This is a genomic window from Stenotrophomonas sp. TWI1151, from assembly GCF_039673135.1.
Taxonomy (GTDB): Bacteria; Pseudomonadota; Gammaproteobacteria; order Xanthomonadales; family Xanthomonadaceae; genus Stenotrophomonas.
Map to the genome: position 1 here is coordinate 725484 of NZ_JBDJLA010000001.1, position 20216 is coordinate 745699.

Annotated in this window: 14 protein-coding genes; 5 read left to right on the forward strand and 9 right to left on the reverse strand. The window is 63.3% G+C overall.

Annotated elements, in window-relative coordinates; genetic code table 11:
• Positions 1-27 precede the first annotated feature (27 nt).
• The 8 genes from ABE422_RS03150 to ABE422_RS03185 all read right to left on the reverse strand — a co-directional run bounded on the left by ABE422_RS03150 (position 28) and on the right by ABE422_RS03185 (position 13174).
• Positions 28-639: a helix-turn-helix domain-containing protein gene (locus tag ABE422_RS03150; RefSeq protein WP_313218626.1), complete on the reverse strand. Its 612-nt coding sequence runs from the start codon at positions 637-639 to the stop codon at positions 28-30.
• On the reverse strand, positions 636-1913 hold the full coding sequence (fabF, locus tag ABE422_RS03155) for a beta-ketoacyl-ACP synthase II (RefSeq protein ID WP_346462583.1): 1278 nt from the start codon (positions 1911-1913) through the stop codon (positions 636-638). The genes ABE422_RS03150 and fabF overlap by 4 nt, the downstream gene beginning before the upstream one ends.
• 35 nt (positions 1914-1948) lie before the next feature.
• Positions 1949-5014, reverse strand: coding sequence for an efflux RND transporter permease subunit (locus tag ABE422_RS03160; RefSeq protein WP_346482446.1), 3066 nt, complete (start codon positions 5012-5014; stop codon positions 1949-1951).
• Positions 5011-6123 carry an efflux RND transporter periplasmic adaptor subunit gene (locus ABE422_RS03165; protein ID WP_346482447.1) on the reverse strand — a complete coding sequence of 371 codons (1113 nt, stop codon included), beginning with the start codon at positions 6121-6123 and terminating at the stop codon, positions 5011-5013. Before ABE422_RS03165 ends, ABE422_RS03160 begins: the two co-directional genes overlap by 4 nt.
• 62 nt (positions 6124-6185) lie before the next feature.
• On the reverse strand, positions 6186-6815 hold the full coding sequence (locus ABE422_RS03170; RefSeq protein WP_346482448.1) for a TetR/AcrR family transcriptional regulator: 630 nt from the start codon (positions 6813-6815) through the stop codon (positions 6186-6188).
• Between the two features lie 199 nt (positions 6816-7014).
• The gene (locus ABE422_RS03175; RefSeq protein WP_346480851.1) at positions 7015-7278 is read right to left on the reverse strand and encodes a hypothetical protein; all 264 of its coding nucleotides are present in this window, start codon (positions 7276-7278) and stop codon (positions 7015-7017) included.
• A gap of 1211 nt (positions 7279-8489) precedes the next feature.
• A complete protein-coding gene (locus tag ABE422_RS03180; RefSeq protein WP_346482449.1) occupies positions 8490-11534 on the reverse strand; it encodes an AAA family ATPase in 3045 nt (1014 codons plus the stop codon).
• Positions 11531-13174: a hypothetical protein gene (locus ABE422_RS03185; RefSeq protein WP_346482450.1), complete on the reverse strand. Its 1644-nt coding sequence runs from the start codon at positions 13172-13174 to the stop codon at positions 11531-11533. Before ABE422_RS03185 ends, ABE422_RS03180 begins: the two co-directional genes overlap by 4 nt.
• A 1027-nt stretch (positions 13175-14201) precedes the next feature.
• Between ABE422_RS03185 and ABE422_RS03190 the strand changes: the two genes are divergently transcribed.
• Positions 14202-14450, forward strand: a complete 249-nt coding sequence (locus ABE422_RS03190; protein ID WP_346482451.1) for a hypothetical protein — start codon at positions 14202-14204, stop codon at positions 14448-14450.
• A 160-nt stretch (positions 14451-14610) separates the two neighbouring features.
• Here the strand turns inward: ABE422_RS03190 and ABE422_RS03195 are convergent, their stop codons facing one another.
• Positions 14611-14988, reverse strand: coding sequence for a hypothetical protein (locus tag ABE422_RS03195; RefSeq protein WP_259259764.1), 378 nt, complete (start codon positions 14986-14988; stop codon positions 14611-14613).
• Between the two features lie 219 nt (positions 14989-15207).
• Here ABE422_RS03195 and ABE422_RS03200 point away from each other — a divergent pair, with 219 nt between their 5' ends.
• The 4 genes from ABE422_RS03200 (at position 15208) to ABE422_RS03215 (ending at position 20203) form a co-directional block, all read left to right on the forward strand.
• Entirely contained in the window at positions 15208-16455 is a 1248-nt protein-coding gene (locus ABE422_RS03200; protein ID WP_346482452.1) for a VCBS repeat-containing protein, read from the forward strand.
• Positions 16456-16530: 75 nt separating this feature from the next.
• Complete coding sequence (locus ABE422_RS03205; RefSeq protein WP_313212804.1) at positions 16531-16947, forward strand: H-NS family nucleoid-associated regulatory protein; 417 nt, start codon at positions 16531-16533, stop codon at positions 16945-16947.
• Positions 16948-17027: 80 nt separating this feature from the next.
• The gene (locus tag ABE422_RS03210; protein WP_346482453.1) at positions 17028-17957 is read left to right on the forward strand and encodes a hypothetical protein; all 930 of its coding nucleotides are present in this window, start codon (positions 17028-17030) and stop codon (positions 17955-17957) included.
• Between the two features lie 191 nt (positions 17958-18148).
• Positions 18149-20203 carry a TonB-dependent receptor gene (locus tag ABE422_RS03215; protein ID WP_313218639.1) on the forward strand — a complete coding sequence of 685 codons (2055 nt, stop codon included), beginning with the start codon at positions 18149-18151 and terminating at the stop codon, positions 20201-20203.
• Positions 20204-20216: the final 13 nt, after the last annotated feature.

Below are 20216 nucleotides of genomic sequence, written 5' to 3' on the forward strand. Positions count from 1 at the left end.
TTTCAGGCCGATTCTAAGCCATACGGGTCACTGCCCGAAGGCGTCATAGGCCCGCACAAAAAGCGCGACGGTTGCACCGCACTCGGCCATGGGCCTTGCCCCACCAGGCAGGCCATGCCCTGCAAGGAGGAGCGTGAGGAACTTCTCGCCGTCACCGGCATTGCTCGCGCGGACTGAAGCCTTCGCAAACGCTTGCTCCGCACACGTGAGATACGGCTCCAGCATCGCGTTCCAATGTTCGATGTAGACCTCACTGGCGTAAATGGAGCGCGACAACGAGGCGCAGAATGCCCGACAGGAAGCATCTGCCGCCAGTCGTCCGATACCACTACTGATGCGCATCAGCGCGTCGCCCAGGCCTGCCGTTCCCTGCATGTCGGGCTTACCCGACGCCATCGCTGCGAGATGGCTGTCCATGACCGCCTTGTAGAGGCGCTCTTTGTCACGATAATGCGCGTAGATCGTGACCTTGGTGACGCCACAGACAGCAGCGATGCGCCTCATCGTTGCGCCCTCAAACCCTTCCTCTGCGAACACGGTAGCGGCCGCGTCCAGGATGCACCGTCGGCTCTGCGCCCTGGCATTCTCCCAGCGCAGCGTGGTTTTGCTTGCGAAGGAGCTTGAGGCAGCCGCGTTCATAGGCGTCGGAACAGCACACTGGCATTGACGCCGCCAAACCCAAACCCGTTGCTCAGGGCAAATTCGATATCTGCCTTCTGTGGCTGACCGGCGACGATTGAGAGCCCTTCTGCCAGCGCGTCAGGATGTTCGAGATTGAGGGTCGCGGGCGCAACCTGATCACGCAGGGCAAGAACGGTGAAGATGGCCTCAATGCCGCCAGCCGCTCCGAGCAGGTGGCCCGTGCTGGACTTGGTGGCAGAGATCAGCAGATCGGAGCGGGAACCAAACAGCGCCCGCATCGACGCGAGCTCTGCCCGATCACCGACCTGCGTAGAGGTCGCATGCGCATTGATGTGATCCACCTGCGCCGGCGTGATGCCCGCCTGCGCCAGCGCAATCTCCATCGCCCGCCGCGCGCCACTGCCGTCGTCGGGACCGGCCGTCAGATGGTAGGCATCAGAGGTTGTGCCGTAGCCAACCAGTTCGGCAAGCGGCTTGGCCCCACGCGCCAGGGCGTGGTCCAGCCGCTCAATGACCAGCAACCCTGCCCCTTCCGACATGACGAACCCGTCCCGCTGCGCATCGAAGGGGCGAGACGCTGCTTGTGGGGTGTCATTGAAAGAGGTACTCAACGCCTTGGCCGCCGCGAAGCCCCCCAGGCTGACCCGGTGCATCGCGGCCTCCGCCCCACCGCACAGCGCGATGTCCGCCTCTCCGGCCCGGATGAGGCGCGCTGCGTCGCCGATCGCCTGGACGCCCGCTGCGCACGCCGTCACGGGCGCGCCCTGCGGTCCCTTGAACCCGTAGCGGATCGATGCCTGCCCAGACGCCATGTTGGCCAGGAAGGTGGGCGCAGTGAACGGCGACAATCGACCAGGCCCGCGGCTGTCGGTGGTGTGGACCGCATTGACGATCGATCCAAACCCGCCTATCCCGGTGGCAATCACGGTGGCGGTTCGCAGCAGCCCGCGTTCATCGGCATCATGCCAGCCCGCCTGCTCAAGCGCTTCATGCGCGGCAACCAGCGCAAACTCAACGAACCGATCCATCTTCTTGAGATCTTTTGGCGCAATGATCCCGGTGGAATCAAAGCCCGCCTCCGGGTCTTGAACGCGGTCAGGCACACGTCCGCCGACTTCACTGCCGGTTCCGGCCGCAAGATCAGCACCCAGCGATCCGATGCCGGAGCGCCCCGCCAACAGACGGGACCACACGGTTTCAACCCCGCAGCCGAGTGGGCTGACTACGCCCATTCCGGTCACCACGATGCGGTCTTTGTCAGCAATGCTCATGAATCACTCCCATATAAAAGCGGTCCGGGCCAATGTCAGGCAACGGGGGTCTTTTCCGCTCGGACCTTGAACCAGATGGCATACATCGCCGGCAGGAAGACCAGCGTCATCACGGTGCCGGCGATGGTGCCGCCAATCAACGTGTAGGCAAGCGTTCCCCAGAACACCGAATGGGTCAGCGGAATGAACGCAAGCACCGCTGCCAGGGACGTCAGGATCACCGGGCGCGCTCGGTGAACCGTCGCCTCGATGATGGCGTGGAAGGTTTCCATCCCGGCTTCTTCGTTCTCGTGAATCTGGCCGATGAGGATGAGCGTGTTGCGCATCAAGATGCCTGACAACGCAATCAACCCCACCAGCGCGTTGATGCCGAACGGCTGCTGGAACAGCAGCAGCGTTGGGACCACGCCGATCAGCCCCAACGGACTGGTCATGAAGACCATGATCATTGCCGAGATGGACCGCACCTGCAGGATGATGATCAGCAGGGTCACCGCCAGCATGATCGGGAACAGCGGCAGCATGGCGCTCATTGCCTTGCCCGATTCCTCAATGGAACCGGCCTGGGCAATGGCGTAGCCCTCGGGCAGCGAGGCAATGAGGGGCTCAAGCTGCTTGCTGATCGCTGCCGATACGTCCGGTGGCTGCAACGCATCGTCAATGTCACCGCGCACGGTGATGGTAGGCACCCGGTCACGGCGGCGCAGCACCGGCTCTTCCATCCGGACCTGCACCGTGCCGATCTGGGACAGCGGCACGCGCTGGCCCGCAGCGCCGACCAACGTGAAATCCGCAATCCGCGCAGGATCCAGGCGTGTGTCCCCGCCTGACCGAGCGACAACCTCGACGGTGCGGATGTCCTCGCGCACGGCAGTGACCGGCACCCCGCTCAGGAAGAACTGCAGTTGCTGCGAGACAGAGGCCGACGTCATTCCCATCGCTTGCAGGCGGTCCTGATCCAGCGTGAAGTGCAGCGTTGGCGTGCGCACGCCCCAATCGCTGTTGACCGTGCGCATCATCGGGCTGGCGTGCAGGGTCTGCTCAACCTTGGCCGCAATGCCACGGATGACGTCCGGGTCCGGACCACTGACGCGATACGCCACCGGGTAAGGTGAGTAAGGCCCAAACACCAGCTGGGTCACACGCACCCGCGCTTCGGGCGCCAAGCCCTCCGCCACCGCCTGACGCAGCCGTGCTTTCAAGGCATCGCGCTGTTCCTGGCTGTCGGTACGCACCACGATCTTGGCAAACGCCGGGTCCGGCAGTTCCGGCGAGATGGCGAGATAGAACCGGGGCGCGCCCTGACCGATGTAGGCCGTGACGATCTTCGCTTCTTCCTGCCCAGCGAGCCACTGCTCCACCTTCCTGGTGGCCAGGTTGGTCTGTTCGATGGCCGTGCCGTAGGGCATCTGCACTTCGACCAGCACTTCCGGCCGATCGGAAATGGGGAAGAACTGCTTTTTCACCAGCCCCATGCCCACTACAGCAAGCACAAACAGGCCAATCACCGAGCCTGCGGCAAGCCACTTGCGCGCAATCACGCGCGCCAGGATCGACCGGAAGCCGTTGTAGCGCGGCGTGTCGTAAAGACTGCTGTGACCGCCTTCCACAACCTTGAGTTCAGGCAGAAGCTTCACACCCAGGTACGGCGTAAAGAACACCGCGACCACCCACGACACGATCAGCGCGATGCCCACGATCCAGAACATGTTGCTGGTGTATTCGCCCGCGGTGGACCGTGCAAAGCCATTGGGCATGAAGCCCACCGCAGTCACCAAGGTGCCCGCCAGCATCGGCGCTGCCGTATGGCTCCACGCGTAGGCCGATGCCTTGACCCGGCTGTAACCCTCTTCCATCTTCACTACCATCATCTCGATGGCAATGATCGCGTCGTCCACCAGCAGGCCCAGTGCCAGGATCAGCGAGCCGAGCGTGATGCGATCAAAGTTCTTGCCGGTTGCGGCCATCACCATGAACACAGCAGCCAGCGTCAGCGGCACGGCTGCCGCCACCACGACACCCACCCGCCAGCCCATGCTGACAAAGCAGACCAGCATCACCACCAGCAGCGCGGCGAAGAACTTCATCATGAACTCGTCGACCGACGCGCTGATGTTCACGGCCTGGTCGGTGACCTTGTCCAGTGCCATGCCCACAGGAAGCCCGTCATTGATCTTCTTGACCTCCGCATCGAGTGAGGTGCCAAGATCCAGGCCATTCCAGCCGTCGCGCATGACGATCCCAAGCAGCATCGCCGGCTCGCCGCCGTTGCGGATCATGAAGGTCGACGGATCCTCATAGCCCCGCTTGACGGTGGCAATGTCCTGCAATTTGAGGGTCTTTCCCTGTGCAACGATGGGCGTATCGCGAATCTTGTCCAGCTGATCCAGTGCGCCATCGAGGCGAATGAAGATCTGCGGGCCCTTGGCCTCGACCGAGCCTGCGGGGGTCAGGGCATTCTGTCCGTTCAGCGCTCCGAATACCTCCTGTGGCGTGATACCCAAGTTCGCCAACCGCTCGTGGGACAGCTCCACATAGATGCGCTCGGATTGCTCACCAATGATGTTGACCTTTTTCACGCCAGGAACGTGCAGCAATCGCTGACGCAGCGTCTCGGCATCACGCGAAAGCAGGCGGAACGGCTCACCCCTCGCTTTCAATGCGAACAGAGCGAAGGTCACATCCGCGTATTCGTCGTTGACCATCGGACCGATCACGCCTGCGGGCAGGTTCGCCGCTTCGTCGGCCATCTTCTTGCGCGCCTGGTAGAACTCCTCCTGCACTTCCGAAGGCGGCGTGCCGTCCTGCAATGTCAACGTGGTGAAGGACAGCCCAGGCCGCGTATAGGTTTCGCTGCGGTCATACCAGCGAAGCTCCTGCAATCGCTTTTCCAGCTTCTCGGCGACCTGGTCCTGCATCTCCGTGGGCGTAGCGCCCGGCCAGGCCGTCACGATAGTCATGACCTTGACGGTAAACGCGGGGTCCTCCGCGCGGCCAAGCTGGAAGAAAGAAACAATGCCGGCAACGGAAATCAGGAAGATCAAGAAGACCGTGATGGCACGCTCGCGCACCGCAAGCGCCGACAGATTGAAACCACTCACTGACGGGCTCCGTTCGCAGCGGTGCTCGTGGCGCTGTCAGCCAGGCGAACCACCTGCCCTTCGCGGAGCAGATGTGCGCCTAGCGCCGCCACGCGATCCGAGGCCTTCAAAGTGCCCTCCACCAAGGCTTGGTCGTCGCCCAGCTGCTTGACCGCGACCGGCGTCCAATGAGCCTTGAGCGGCTCACCGCTGATCACCCATACGCCGGTTCCGGTGCCGGGATCGAACAGCGCGCCCAGCGGAACCTCAACGCCAGCCGAGACGCCGGCAGGCTCTGCGCCAGCAAGCGCTACGGCCACTGTCGACCCCAACGGCAGCGGCGTATTGCCGTCTTCCAGGGTGTAGCGGGCTTCAAAGGTCCGGGTTGCGGGGTCTGCGGACTCTGAGAGCACGCGCAACCGCGCGGGGACCTTGCCGCTGCCCCCGAACGAGGACGCCGAGGCCACGGAGCCGATCTGGGGACGCAGCGTCTCGGGCAGTTGGACCACTGCCTCCCTGCTGCCTGCACGGGCAAGCCGGGCGACGATCTGCCCCGCCGCCACAACCTGACCGGGCTCAGCGGAGATGGTCATGACCACCCCATCAGCATCGGCAATGAGCGCGGTGTATTGACTGGCATTACGCGCTACCCGGGCTTGCGCTTCGGCTGCTCTGAGCTGCGCTGAGGCCGCCTCTGCCGCCGCCTTGATCTGATCATAGGCCGACCGGGACACGACACCCTTGGCGGCCAGATCGCGATACCGCGCTTCGTCGGCAATGGCTTGGACGCTCTGCGCCCGGGCCGCAATCACCGCTTGCTGCTGGGACGCCGCTGCCAGATTCAGATCGATGGGATCGATCCGGTAAAGCACGTCACCACGCTTGACGGTCTGCCCGGTCTCGACGAGGCGTTCGGTGACCTTGCCTCCCACTCGGAACGCCAGGTCGCTCTGCACCCGTGCGGCAATGGTGCCCGTAAACGTGCGTGCGTTCCCCGCGCCCGTTTGGACCTGGGCAACCCGGACGATGGGGGGCGCGGTGCGGGGGTCGATATCGTCCGACGTTCCGCAGGCCACAAGGAACAACGGAACAACGCAGGAGATGGCTAGGACTACAAAACGGCGACGCATACGGCCTTCCGGAGTGGGGTATCCGGACGCATTCTGTTCCTAGTGACCGTTTTCGTCAATAGTCACATCCGTTGAGGTGAAAGGCTCCTGAGAACCAGCTCCTGCAGGGCATTGGGCGATTCTTCGTGCATGACCGACACGTGTGGAAGCGTCACCGGATTCAGATACGGGACAAGGATCTGGTACACCGCGCGACTGGTCTGATCGAGCGCCGTCTGGTTCTCAAACGCCCCGGAGGCGCGGCCATCTTTCAAAATTTCCTCGACAAGCTGCCGGATGCGGCCTTGGTAGGCCCGGGTCGACGGCCATTGATCCGTCGCGGCCGCCACGGCAATTTCATAGAGCCGGCGATCCTGGAGGAACAAGCGAAGACTGGCCTCCACGATGGCGGTGAAGAGGACCCGAAGCCGATCCGGCGCCGCTTCAACCCCTTCCAAGGCGGCATGTACGTCGCTTTCGATCTGGGCGAGGCAATTGGCGCAGATCACCTCCCCGATCGCCTGCTTGGAGGCGAAAAACTTGTAGATGTAGGCCTTGGAAAAGCCGATGGCTTTGGCCAGGTCGGACACCGTGGTCTTGTCGTAGCCGTAGTGGCTGAAATGGGCGGTGGCAGCCTGGATGATCTGGGTGCGCACATCATGCTCAGCGGGGCCGCGCTCGGCATCGAGCGCTGCGGAGATTGAAGTAGACATGAGGCAAGAGTAACGCTGGGCAGAGATGCGGGCAAATGGTGACCATTCGGGTATCGGTTCACCCCCGCCATACAATACGCCCCGATCACAATGCCACGTGCCCGCTGTCCTTCTTCCATGCCGCATCCGACCAGAAGCGGAAGCTGTCCGACGCCTGAATCAAGCCGACCAGAGAAGCGTGCGCGGCTTCAATGAACGGTTAGGGATCCACGACCGGATCTAGAAACGAAATCTGCAGCGAACCGGGAGCGATAAGACTGGGTGCCCGATGATTCGCGCTGCAGGAACTACTCATCCGGACACTGAAGCCGTTTTGAGCAAGGATGCCGAGCTCCCGGACTGACTCAACACGAACATAATCTTGCTCGAAGCGGGTCATGCTAGCTACGTACTTGCCGTCCTCGTGCAAATGCGGGGTGAGAACTGCACCGGGCTCGTTGCCGCGCGACACCGTGTAAGACATGGAGGCTGCTTCTGCCACTTTCGCTATCACCCGTGATTGAGGTCTAACGCCGAAGATAATCGACCCGCCAAGCAAAGTCGACTTGAGTGAAATTAGTAGTGGTCAGCAGCCGAAATTGCTGGACAGCGGTTGATAAGATGCATGAAGCGCCGGCTCGAGAGCATCACCACATGAGGGATGCGAATGTTCTCGATCGTCATAGAGACCGCAACCCAACGGCATACCGCAGAATTAGGCGCGGCAGACGTCCGCGAGCTGATTGTCGAAGCGATCAAACTATAATTCATTTGACCGGGCATTTCGCCTCTTCGCCATGTCGCTCAGGACGCCTGCGCGCAACGCTTGAGTCTTAACTTCCGATACAGATTGATTTTACGGCGGCTGAGTCACGCTAACAGGCTAGCGCATCGCCTGATCCAGCGGCAGGCTCGACGAACACACCAAGCTCGGGTGGACAGACTTGCGTGTGTCCGCTACCGGCCAGAAGCAGCCCTCGGAGCTTGTACCTACTGTTCACCGGAAGCCTATTCGGTACCTTTCTAGTGGGCGGGGTACTCGCATACGGGGCTGCTATGGGTGCCTGGCTGCTGTCCGCGACACCCAAGCTCATGTTCCCGAAGCCTCCGTCTCGGTAACTGCCCGGCCGATACATGCCGTCAGACTGGTTTGCTTGGACGCGCGGCCGGCGCAGATGAAGAAGTGCAAGCAGGGTTGGACTGTCCGCTTCCGGCCAGAGGCGGACGCCCCCCCCGATAACGATCCCTAGTCGGGAAGTAGCTCAATCCGCCGTTGGCCCAGCAATGTTTGGATTTCTTCGCCGGCGTCATTGCGGGCCTGCAAGTGCCCCAGCTTTAACAACGTCAGTCAGTACCAGCGCACTTCCGGCGGCCCTTCCCAAGCAAACTCGCCCATGGCGAGCCGCGCGATGCGTTGTCCAATGGGTGCAACTGCCTCTAGGGAACAGATGGTCGGACCGTGCATCGGAGATGTGCCCGATCTCTAGCTCATCGCGGGTTTCGGGCTCCTTCAGCAAGGCAAGCAGCCGCGCATTGCGGTTTTAGGCGTTAGCGTCAGGATCGAGCCACGTCTGTTCGCGCACGTACGTGCGCTTCGCAGCAAGGCAAGCGTTCTGGGGGTGCCTTTTGCATGGCATTCCCCCTGTTCCCCTTCTGATCAGCACTTCAACGCCCTTGAAATGCTTCTCTTGCAAGTCAGGCTTTGCTCGATAGCGCGGCATTCTCCTGCACCAACGTGTAGGCGCGGTCGCGTAATGCACGCAGCAACTGCGCGCGCGCCTTGCCCTTCTTTGCCTCCACCTCGTCTTCTGACGGCTGCGTCTTGAGCAGACCCTCCCAGCGAGTGAAATCAGCCAGCACGTCCTGCACTTCCGCATCGCCGATGGAACTGGACAGGGTACGGATGACCGCCTTGGAAAGGCCGCCAGTTTCAATCATTTCCAGCCGGTCCACGCCGTTGCAGACAGCGATTGCAGCATCTGCAAACGATTGGGTGAAGCTGCCGGCGACCGCAGTGTTTCTGGACAATGCCATGAGGACGCCAGGAGTCGGCACGGTATCCACTAGCCACTGTGCCCACACAAGTGAAATCGATTCACGCGTTGCAACCAGGACGCGCGTTTCTTCATCACCGATGCCGGCGACCTTGCCGATCAGCCGCGTGTCCAGCGCGGGGTTTGAAGCAAGCAAACGTGCGACCTTCTGTGAATCCTTGGTCCGCAGGAACTGCTTGATCGAGCCCAATGCCACGCCGACCACGGAAGACGCCATGCTTGCCAAAAGCTGATCGGTAACCACCCCACCGAGAGTGAACTCGGTTACTTCGCCAGAAAGGAGCTTGTCCTGTGCCTTAGGATACAGCGCTGGATTTACTGCCAAGGCATCAATCAATTCCGCGTTTCCAGCAAGTTGAAGCTGCACTTCCTCCGTCAAATCCGTCCGCGCCGCGAGCGCGCGGAGTACCGCCACGTCGCTGGACGTGGCCAGCACGCCCTGCACGCGTTCGTGCATGGGGGCCGGCTGGTCCATCACCTTATCAAAGAGAAGGCTAGACTTGCCATCACGCACGATGCCATGAGCCTTGACCAGGTCGAGGCAGAGTGCGCGCTCTTCAGGGCTGCAAGCGATATTGACCGACAGCGCAGCCAGCACGAAGACATCATCACTCTTGAGCAACGTAGAACGCGTCACATCAGGAAGCGATGCATGTGATGCTGCAGCGGCGCGTAGCTGGGCATCCACCGATTTTGCAAATTTCCCCAAGACTGTCGAAGGACAGTTTGCGTGTTTCAGGATCGCCAGGCGCCCTTGGTTGTCGGTACGCAGACCCATCAAGGCCTCCAGCACACTGCCCGCGCAATGGGGCAATGTATGCAGTTGGGCGGCAAGCTTCCCATCAAACCGTCTATCCCGCGACCGCACTAGATCTGCCAACAATTCCGAAGGTGCATCCATGTGTAGCGCCGCCGCCTCGAACAACGCAGTCTTGAACCGCTTGTTCGACGCGTCCGTCTCCAGCCAGTAGCTCAGAACCTTCTGCGGGCAGTGCGGGTGTCTTAGCACCGCCAGCGCCACGGCCTCACTTTCATCCTTGCCCAGCTTTTCCAGCACGTCATTGGGCGCATCGCCGTGCCCGCCGGCCTGGGCGCGCTGCTTCTCATTCCCGACCGCCATTTCCCGCAGGCGTACCAGGGTCATACCATCGGCAGCGGGCTCGGAGGCCGGCCGGAGCTTGAGCGTCGAGAACTTTTCCTGCGATTTCTGGATCTGCTCGGCAAGCGTCTGTCCTAGCGGCACCGTCTCGTGCACCGCCAGCTGGATGTGATGGGCCGCCAGCGATTCTTTGGCGATGAAGGCCTGCAACCGGGCCTCGCTCACCGCCATCTCGATGTCGGCACCGCTGAAATCGCGCATCTGCTTGCACAACGCATCACGCTCGACCCCACTGATTACGTCTTCGTCCGCATCCAGATGAATATCCAGAATGGCGCGGCGCTCCCCGTGGTTGGGGAAGTCCACGTAGAACACTTCGTCGAAGCGTCCCTTGCGCAGTAGCTCCGGAGGCAGCTTAGTCACATCATTGGCCGTGGCCACCACGAACACCGGCTGGGTGTTTTCCTGCATCCAAGTCAACAGATAGCCCACCAGGCGGGTGGATACCTCCGATGCCTGTCCAGTGCCGAGTCCCGAGAATGCCTTTTCAAGTTCGTCCATCCACAGAATACAAGGGCTCATGCCCTCGGCCGTGGCCAACGCGCTGCGCATATTGGCTTCGCTGTCGCCCACGTAGCGGCCCATCAGGCGTCCCACATCCAGCTTCAGTAGCGGCAGGTTGAATTCCTTAGCCGTCAGCTTGGCGGTGAGCGATTTGCCACAGCCGGGCATGCCCGCAATCAGCACGCCCTTGGGCAGGCGCACGCGAAGCTTGGCCGCGCCCGCGCGATCGGCGAACACCTCACCGCGCTGCTTGAGCCAGCCACGCAGTTGCTCCAAGCCACCGATGGTGGCGTTCTCTTCAATAGGCGACACCACCTGCAGCGGGCTGCTGCCCGCGATGAGCGCCGCCTTCTCGCGGTTCACATCGCGCAGCACCTTGCGTGCTTCGCGCGGCTCGTCCAGCGCAGCCTGCATAAGCAGCGCACGCACCGAACTCTCACCAAGCCCCATGCACGCCTGTCGCAGCGGCGCGGCCAACGCTTCATCCGCGCCCTTGTCATGCCGCCCGAACTCCTCGGCCACCAGCTGGGCAATTTCCTGCTCGCCCGGGGCGTGCAGGCGCACCTGCGGCAGCACCGGCAGCTGGCCGGCCTGCGGCAGTTCGCCATCCGGGGTCACAAGCACCACCAGCGAGCGCCCAGCGGCCTGCTTAGCCATCCGCTGCAGCATCTGTCCCAGCGCCGGCACGGCACGCGGGTGAGAGGCCAGCGACATGCCCGCATCGGCCACAACGATCAGGCGGCCGGTCAGCGTGGTCGCCATCAGTTCTCGCATGGCTTCACGCAGGTCGGGCAGCGCTTCGTCCACCTCCAATCGCGGAAGCTTGCTGCGCGGGTCCACCTCGCCAAAGGCACTATTCCACTCGATCAGCTTCAGGCCCAGCGAGCCGGCCAGCTCGGCCAGCAGGACGTCCAAGCGCCCATTTTCACGGGTCGTCACCACCACGCCCGGGTGGCCGCCGCGCAGTGCGCGCTGCATGTCATCCAGAAACCGCTTGCGCGAATCCAGCATCGAGGCGGTCATGCGCCCACCCAGCGGGCTGCGGCACGCACCGAATCGGCTAAGGTATACAGGGCGTCGGATGCCGTATCGCGCACCTTGGCGCCAATGGAGCTAGAGCGGTCAACCAAGTAGTCCACCAGGCGCGGGGTCACCTTGACGATGGCATTGGCAGCGGCCGACGCGAGGGTGCCGCCAAGGAAGCTGCCGATGAAGCCACCGATCGGCGCGCACACACCCCCGAAAACCGTACCGATGGCAAAGCCAAGCGAACCGCCCGCGTAGCTGCCGGCCAACGTGGCAATGGCAATGAAGTTGGTTTCCAGCAGCTCGGCCGCTGCTTCGGCCAGGGTGCATTCCTCCTTGCTGAGCTTGTACAGCACGCGGGCATTCTCAACCGCAACGCAGACCGCCATTGCGATGAGCGTGGCATCGGTCGACTGTAGCACCGTGCCGAACAAACCCTTCCGAGCCGCCGCCACCACGGCTCCGACCAGAGCGACGGTCACACCGGATTGCACGCCACTGCGCAGGGCCGAATCGCAGAACTCATCCCAGTCTTCCTTCAGGCTCGGGTTCTTGTTTCCCTGCCACGCATTCCAGGCACGGCGGCCGCCAATGCGCACGCCCTGCACAGCCACTGCCAACGCGGCGGCCAGCAGCGCCTGCTTGGCCACCTGTTTGCCCATGGTGAACAGGTCCACGTCGTCCCAGTTGTATTCCTTGGAACGGCCGTCTTCCTGTGCATCCTTCTGCCGCTGCTTGGCCTCTTCGTGGCTGAGTGGGTCCGATTCCACGCCATCGTGGCGAACGCGGTTGGCGCCGCCCTCCACCTGACCTTCCTGCCCCGCCGGCACGAGGCGCTCCTGGTTTTCGTAGTCGCCCCTCTTGAAGCCGCGTTCCGAGTGATCGGAGGTTTTACCGTACTTGGACTGATAGTCCACGGTCTCCTTGCCGTCGCTGACACGGATATCCACAGAATTCGGTTCGAGTGACTGCAGGCGCTCGGCGCGGACGCCGGAATCCTGTGTCGCGGCATCGATGTTGAAGGAATCGGTGTGGTGCTGTTCGGCAATGTGCCCGTGCAGGTGCTCGCTCTGGTTGACCGACCCCGTGCTCCTGCAGTTGATGGTGTCGCGGGCATGGGCCGTTGCCTTTTCCAGCTCAGCATCAATGCGGACCGAATACTTGCTCGTGCCGTCGGCGCTGTTGCCTTGGGATGCCCGGCCCAGCGCATCGGCAAACCAGCTGCGGATGCCGCCACCGGTGGCCTGGTAGTCGGCCACCTGCGCCTGGTTCGCGCGGAAACCCACCACCGTGGCCGCGATCGCCACCGCATCGCGGTGGGCCTGCTCGCGGTCGTAACGATCTCCCACCGCACCTTGGGCAACATGCTGCTGGAGCCCCTCAGCCACCCATTGCGGATCCTGGCTGTCAGCGGTGCTCTCGCCCTGGCGCTTGTGGAAGTCCAGCGCTACCTGAGCCAGCTCCAGCTGATGGTCCATCGCGGGCGTATCCATGCCATCGCCGTTGCGCGCGTCCGCATTCTCCTGCGGGTCCTGCCCTTCGCCTTGCTGCTGCGCGTTCTGCGCGGCTTCCTTGTCCATCGTCACGCCCCCTGTAGTTGACACGTTCCATTGCGTCGATGCCAGCTTGGCATCCAACTGCCCTCCCAATTATGACCGAAGTAGTCTCAAAAACTGAGACCGGAATCGACATCGCGAGTGGTGCGCACGAAGCAGGCCAGCGCTTCTATCCGAAGTGTCAATAGCAAGGTCGGCGTCTTCCTACCTACCCTCGATAAACATCCCTAATCCCAATGCTGGATAGTTTCTCCCCTGCCCTACCCGTTGGGCGAAGCTCCGCTTCCGGCCAGGAGCGAACGTTCCCAGCAGACAGTCAAGCCGAGCCGCGAAGCGGCGTCGGCTTGAATGAATTCTTAGATCCGCTCACAGGTGGACTCGACAGCCGCATCTTTGTACATGGAGTTGACTGGAATGGAGCGCGAGTGCGTGCCATTGAACTCAAGGATGCGAGATTCATAGACGGACTTCTTGGCTAGCTGCTCGTCTTGCGCTCTCTGCCCGGCATCCTTTGTGATTGATGGATCTGATGCCGAGAGAAACTCGACATGGTTGATCCGAGACCTCACGACGTCACCCACAAGCTCCCACGTGCCGCTACTGCGATCGTGGAGTGTGAGAGGAGCCTTACCTGGAGCTGATATCACGCTACGGGAGTGACCAGTGAAGGTGCCGTCCGGAAGCTTGGTGGTTTCATCAGTTACCGTGACAGTGAAGCCTGGTCCCTGCATGACAGTTGGGCCGCACCGCCAAGTGCCAAAGAAATCTGACGGACTGAGGGGCGACGTCGCCGCCGCTGCGGAGCCGGCGGCGACGAGAAGAATGGCAACTGCACATTTTCGATGCATTTTTGCTCCAAGCGCATTCAACTCCGGAATCAAGCCGACTCGCGTAGCGAGTGAAGTCCTTGGGCACGGAAGCTGGATCTTAGGGCGGCTGGGTGCAGCTAACAAGCCAGCGTCTGGCCGGTCCCAGCGATGAGCTCGGCGACCGCAACGATGTCCGATATGGGTCTTGGATTCAACCGACCGACGAAACGGTTCGTCGGTATCGCTCAAAGGGGTGTTTCGTAGGTGAGCGCGGGCGCCGCAGCACCCAGCTTTGCGGGTTGTTGCAGGGTAGCCGCCTGCACACCCTGCCGCCGCTGTTTGCCACGTGTGCAGCCGTACGGGAAGCGCCCCATGACGGCTTCAGCCATCCGAGCAACACCTACCTCGGCGCTGACCACGAACACCGTCGGACCGGCGTGCAGGTGGACCCTGTGTTGTCCGATGGCAAGACACGCAGTTCGCGCTATTTGCTGCGCTTTGCCGATCAGGGCAATCCCTATCGCTTTGAGGCAACGCGCAGCGAATGACCGTCATGCCACTCACCGCATCACTGCGGTGCCGCTGGCGGCGGCGGGGAATCGGGTCCCCGGAGAGACCCTGTCGCCGGTGGCATAAGCGCGCGCTTTTACACGGAACGGGGGCATGCATCCGCGTCGGTGGCCGGGGCAGGAGTCCGTTCTTCCCCGATCAGCGCCAGCCGCGGTTGTGGTTACGGCGGTCATGGTCCCAGCGACGCTGGTCGTGACGGCGGTCGTGGCGGCTGGTGCGCTCGTAACGATGGTCGCGGTCATAGCGGCGATCGCGATCGTGGCGATAGTCGCGGTTGTCCCGGCGATCCTTGGTGGTCACATTGCCGATCGCGCCGCCGGCCACTGCACCGCCTGCGGTCATCATCGGGTCGCCGTTGGACAGCACGTGCCCCGCGACGCCACCCACCACGGCACCCACCAGTGTGTTCTTGTCCTTGCGCGACAGCGCGGAGGCATCGCCTGCGGCGATGACGCCAGCGGTCAGAGCCAATGCCATGGCCAGGCCACGGAAGCTGAAAGCGGTTGAGGTGAGCATCGTTGGATCCTCCAAACGTATCGGTGTGAAATCGAATCTGGTGGCCGAAGATTGCCGGAACATTGCGCACCCGCGGATGAACCGACCCCTGTTCAGTTTGGCGAAAGTACAGCTTGGTGGGGCCATGCCCTCGCACCCAGCCGACGCCAGCGCCCCTACAGTGGCACGCGTGTCCCTCGCAACGGACGCACTCAACGACCGCTTCGGAGCCCGAGCCGCATGCACTCAACGATCCCCTCCCTCGCCCTCGCCCTCGCCGCTTCCCTGTTCGGCGTCTCCGTCACGGCGTGCGCTGCCCCGTCGCAACCGTCGCGCACCATTTTTACCGACGTCACCGCCACTCACGTTCCCACCGACGCGGAGCTCCATGCACTGGATGCGGCGTTGCTGGATGCCGATGGCGATGGCGATCTGGATGTCGCGGTGGCGGTGGAGAATGGTGCCAACCGGCTCTACCTCAACGATGGCACCGGCAAGCTCACACAGGCGCCCGATGCGTTCGGCACGATCACCGGCGACAACGAGCATGTACGCGTGGCCGATGTTGATGGTGACGGCCATATCGATGCGCTGTTCATCGCTGAAGACACCGAGCAGCACAACCTGTTCCTGGGTGACGGCCAGGGTGGATTCGTACGGGTCAGCGAGCGCCTTCCTGCGATGAGCCAGGCCAACGGCGTCGCCATCGGTGATGTCAACGGCGATGGCCTGCCCGACATCGTGGTGGGCAACACGACGGAGGGCAAAGCCGGTGTGGCGCAACCGTTCCTCTGGCTCAATGACCGCGCACGCCCGGGCTACTTCGTCGATGCCACCTCCACCCACCTGCCATCGATCAACGTGCAGGAACAGGGCATTACCCTGGCCGATCTGGATGGCGATGGCGATCTGGACATGGCCATCGCCAGCCAGGATCCCATCAACCGCCTGCTGATCAACGATGGCCGCGGCCGCTTCACCGATGCCACCGACCGCCTGGGAGCGCAGATTCCCACCGAGACGCGGGAAGTCCATGCGTTCGATGCGAACGGTGATGGGCGTCTGGACCTGGTCTTCTTCAACCTCACCAGCAACAACCAGGCCTGGGACAAGAATCCGCAGACGCGCCTGCTGATCAATCAAGGCGAGGCCCGTTTCAAGGATGACACCGCCGCACGTCTGCCCCCGCATCGTTTCTCCAGCTGGGGCGGGACGGTGGTGGATGTCAACGAGGATGGCCATCCGGACCTGGTGGTCAGCGCCATCGACGTGCCCGGCTTCGTGCCGCTGCAGGTTCGCGCCTGGCAGAACGATGGCAAGGGCAACTTCACCGACGTCACTGCCTCGGTGATTCCCGGCACCGCGGTCGGACGCAGCTGGAGCATGGCGCGCGGTGATCTGGATGGGGATGGCAAGCCCGATCTGTTCATTGGCGGGTGGCAGTCGCAGGCCCGCCTGCTGCTGACCGGCAACACGATCGACGAGTAGGCCTGCGCAAACCGATGGCTTCACGCTGGCATTTGCTATCGTGCCCTCCGTCCGTCCCTCCTTCTCAGGAATCCCATGCCCCGTAAGCCCTCCGCCGCCCCCTCCGCATCATCGATGAAGGCCAGCCTGGCAGCTGCGGTCGCGCGATCGGGAATGGATGAAAGCGCGCTGCTGCGGGCCGCCACGAAGGAGGCGTTCGAGCGCGCACTCGTGCTGCTCACGACCTCCTATGCCGATTTCAGCCCGGAACAGCAGCGCAGGATCCGGGCAGTCGTGGACAGCGCGGGGTCGGCCAGCCCCGCCCCGCGCGCCAAGCCGGCCAAGATTCCCCGCGAAGCACTGCCGCCGCGCTTCTGGCTGCCGCACAGCGGTGCCACCTGGTCCGGTCGCGGGCGCATCCCCGCTGCGTTCCTTGCGTGGGAGGGCACCGTGGCCCACACCGAATGGAAGAAGACGCACCCGGATCAGCGCTTCCCGTCCTACCCGGGCTGAGCAGGCGCTGCGGTTCGCGACGCAGGGCGATGGATCGAAACGACTATCATGGTCGCCATTGAACGAAGCAGTGGTTGCAGATGAGTCGCGGAATCAAGATGCGCAAGGCCGTGGGAACGCACGGCACCCTGCACCGGTTGGCCGACCTGCAGAAACGTCATGACGCGCAGCAGACCCTGCCCACGTTGCTCTGCGATGGCTGCAGCGTGCCGGTCCGATTCGTCCCGGCGCACGACAGAAGCGGTGCCGACGGTGCTCTTCCCGCCGCGGTTCCTGCGTACATCGCGTTGAACAAGGGCGCTGAGCATCTGCCAGGGTGCCGTTACAACGCTCCCTCACATCTGCAGACCCTGCTCGCCAGCGGAACCGATCCCGAGTTCCTGCCTGCGCTGGGCGATGGCCGGCATGAGCTGCGTTTGTTGATCCTCCAGCAGGCCCTGAAGCGGGGCAGCGCCGGGCCGACCCTTCTCCCGGGAGACGCGCCACTCGACGGTTACCTGCGCACCCTCACCGACCTGCTGATCCTGCAGGCGATGTGCGAGGACGACACGCTGCTGACCGCGCACCTGACCCTGCGCCTGGGCAAGAAGCGGGTCGACTGGGCGAATTTCCTTTACTGCCAGGACCGCTATGACGAAGCATGGGAACGGCTTGGCTCGGCATCCAGCGAGCTGCCGCTGGCCCTGCTCGGGACGGTGCGCTCACATCGCATGCCGCAGCCCGGTGACCCCCATGGCGTTACCTTCCTCAACTGTGCCCCGAAGTATCAGCAGACCGGCGTGACCGACCGCCGGGATTTCTACGAAGTCAGCGTCGGGCACACCGATGCGGCGTGGCTGAAGGCCTACCCGGTGGGCGCGGAGATCGTGATGTTCGGGCTGTGGCGCCAGGGAAGAAGCAGCACCACCTCCCGGACGCACCCGACCGACCCGCGCCGGACCATCACCAGCATCACCCACAAGCTGGCATTGCGGCCCAGCCTTACCCGGCAGTTGAGTGTTGTGGAGTGAGCCGCGCGGCTGTGAAGGGTTTCTCGTGATCGACCCCGCACAGCGATAACGGCAGCCGTCGATATCGCTGTGTATCGCTACATTTCAAATGCGAATGGTTCGTGATACGATTGTTAAGATTACTTGAAACCCCCACACGGACGTCCCCAGCCATCGCCAGCGGGCTCCCATAGCCACGGAGTACTTTCGCGATGTCGCACCCCTCCCCTTCTTCCCGTCGTTCCGGCGCCACCCTCGCCGTCGCCATTGGTCTGGTACTGACCGCCCAGGCGCATGCCGACGCCGCTGCGGATGCCGCCGCCTCACCCCGCCAGATGGATACCGTGGTGGTCACCGCCACCGGCGCCCAGCAGTGGATCAAGGACGCCCCGGCCAGCATCAGCGTGATCACCCGCGAGGAGATCGAACGCAAGCCGGTCAGCAGCATCGGCCAGCTGCTGAGCACCGTGCCCGGCGTGACCGGCGGGTATGCACTTTCGGGTGCGCAGTCCAAGATCCGCCTGCGCGGCCTGCCCGAGCAGTACACCCTGATCCTCATCGACGGCCGCCGCCAGGGCAATTCCTCCGGCGTGAACTACCGCGATGACCTGGGTCCGCAGGACCTGAACTGGCTCTCGCCGGACATGATCGAGCGCATCGAGGTGGTCCGCGGGCCGATGTCCTCGTTGTACGGCTCGGATGCGATGGGCGGGGTGATCAACATCATCACCCGCAAGATCGCCAGCGAATGGGGCGGCTCGGTCACGTTCAACTACAGCAAGCCCGATTCCCCGACCCGCGGCGATACCACCCAGATGGGCGCGCTGTTCAGTGGTCCGCTGACCGAGAACCTGGGCCTGCGCGTCGGTGCCAATGTCACCAACCGCGAATCGGATACCGGCCGCCGGGAGACGCCCGGCAACAAGGCCGAGAACGCCAACGCCCTGCTCAACTGGCGCGTCAACGATGACCACACCGTGGGCGTTGAAGCCTCGCGTGGCGAGCAGCGCAACAGCGGTGCGGGCGCGGTCGGTGCGTGGGGTCTGTCCAAGCTGGTGCAGACCGGCTACGTGGTCATGCACGATGGTCGCTACGGCGACGCCGCCACGTCCAAGACGACGCTGGTACAGAACGATTACGAAGACAAGGGCAGCGCCGTCGGCAACCATTCCAAGGAGACGGTGTTCGATACCGCGTTCACCCGCAGCTTCCATTGGGGCGTCGAGCAGAGCTTGAATGTGGGTGGCCAGTGGAAGCGCGAAGAGCTGAAAAACGGCGACACCATCGGCACCGTGCCGGTCACCTGGACCGGTACCGGGCGGATCAGCCCGGTCAGTGAGGCCGACTCCTGGGCGCTGTTCGCCGAAGACCACATCACGCTGCACGAGCGCTTCATCCTCACCGTGGGCCTGCGCTGGGACAACACCGACAATTACGACGACAACCTGAGCCCGCGCGTCTACGGCGTCTGGCACCCGTCCGATGACTGGACCGTGCGCGGCGGTGTCTCGCAGGGCTTCCGCGCGCCCACCCTGAAGCAGGGCACCGCCGGCGCGGCGACCCAGTCCGGTGGCAACGGCTGCACCGCGTTGACCGTGGAAGGCTGGACCAACCGCTCGATCAGCGCCGACGGGACCACCGGCTGCTACATGGCCGGCAATCCGAACCTGGAACCGGAAACCAGCACCAACTACGAGCTGGGCGTCGGCTACGACAAGAACGGCTGGTCGGCCTCGGCCACCTACTTCCTGACCGACTTCGATGACAAGATCCAGCAGGTCCCGCTGCGTGACATCCCCGGCCAGACGACCAGCTTCGTCAACGGTTTCTGGTGGACGGTCGCGCAGAACATCCAGAAGGCCCGTACCCGCGGCGTCGAAGCCAGCGTCACCGTGCCCCTGCATGAGCGACTGAACTGGATCACCAACGCCACGCGCATGCTGGAATCGAAGAACCGCACCACCGGCGCCAGCCTGCTGGTGGTGCCCAAGCTGACCGCCAATACCTCGCTGGACTGGCAGGTCACCGATGACTGGTCGCTCAACCTGAGCGCGCAGCACATCGGCGAACAGCTGGTGTCCTCCACCAGCGCCACGTTCGCCAAGGCGTATACCACCTGGGACCTGGTCACCGGCTACGACGTCAACGAGCACCTGACGGTGCGCGCGGGCGTGCTCAACCTCGGCGATGTCTCCACCATCGAGGAAGGCAACAACTACGACGGCGGTGCACGCACCTTCTTCGTGGGTGCCACGGCGCGGTTCTGACCGCGCCGGGTCG

What these genes read in the sequence shown, in the direction of transcription:
- ABE422_RS03150 (WP_313218626.1), bottom strand. Translation starts at nt 639, where the DNA reads ATGAACGCGGCTGCCTCAAGCTCCTTCGCAAGCAAAACCACGCTGCGC.
- fabF (WP_346462583.1), bottom strand. Translation starts at nt 1,913, where the DNA reads ATGAGCATTGCTGACAAAGACCGCATCGTGGTGACCGGAATGGGCGTA.
- ABE422_RS03165 (WP_346482447.1), bottom strand. Translation starts at nt 6,123, where the DNA reads ATGCGTCGCCGTTTTGTAGTCCTAGCCATCTCCTGCGTTGTTCCGTTG.
- ABE422_RS03170 (WP_346482448.1), bottom strand. Translation starts at nt 6,815, where the DNA reads ATGTCTACTTCAATCTCCGCAGCGCTCGATGCCGAGCGCGGCCCCGCT.
- ABE422_RS03175 (WP_346480851.1), bottom strand. Translation starts at nt 7,278, where the DNA reads ATGTCTTACACGGTGTCGCGCGGCAACGAGCCCGGTGCAGTTCTCACC.
- ABE422_RS03180 (WP_346482449.1), bottom strand. Translation starts at nt 11,534, where the DNA reads ATGACCGCCTCGATGCTGGATTCGCGCAAGCGGTTTCTGGATGACATG.
- ABE422_RS03195 (WP_259259764.1), bottom strand. Translation starts at nt 14,988, where the DNA reads ATGCTCACCTCAACCGCTTTCAGCTTCCGTGGCCTGGCCATGGCATTG.
- ABE422_RS03200 (WP_346482452.1), top strand. Translation starts at nt 15,208, where the DNA reads ATGCACTCAACGATCCCCTCCCTCGCCCTCGCCCTCGCCGCTTCCCTG.
- ABE422_RS03205 (WP_313212804.1), top strand. Translation starts at nt 16,531, where the DNA reads ATGCCCCGTAAGCCCTCCGCCGCCCCCTCCGCATCATCGATGAAGGCC.
- ABE422_RS03210 (WP_346482453.1), top strand. Translation starts at nt 17,028, where the DNA reads ATGAGTCGCGGAATCAAGATGCGCAAGGCCGTGGGAACGCACGGCACC.
- ABE422_RS03215 (WP_313218639.1), top strand. Translation starts at nt 18,149, where the DNA reads ATGTCGCACCCCTCCCCTTCTTCCCGTCGTTCCGGCGCCACCCTCGCC.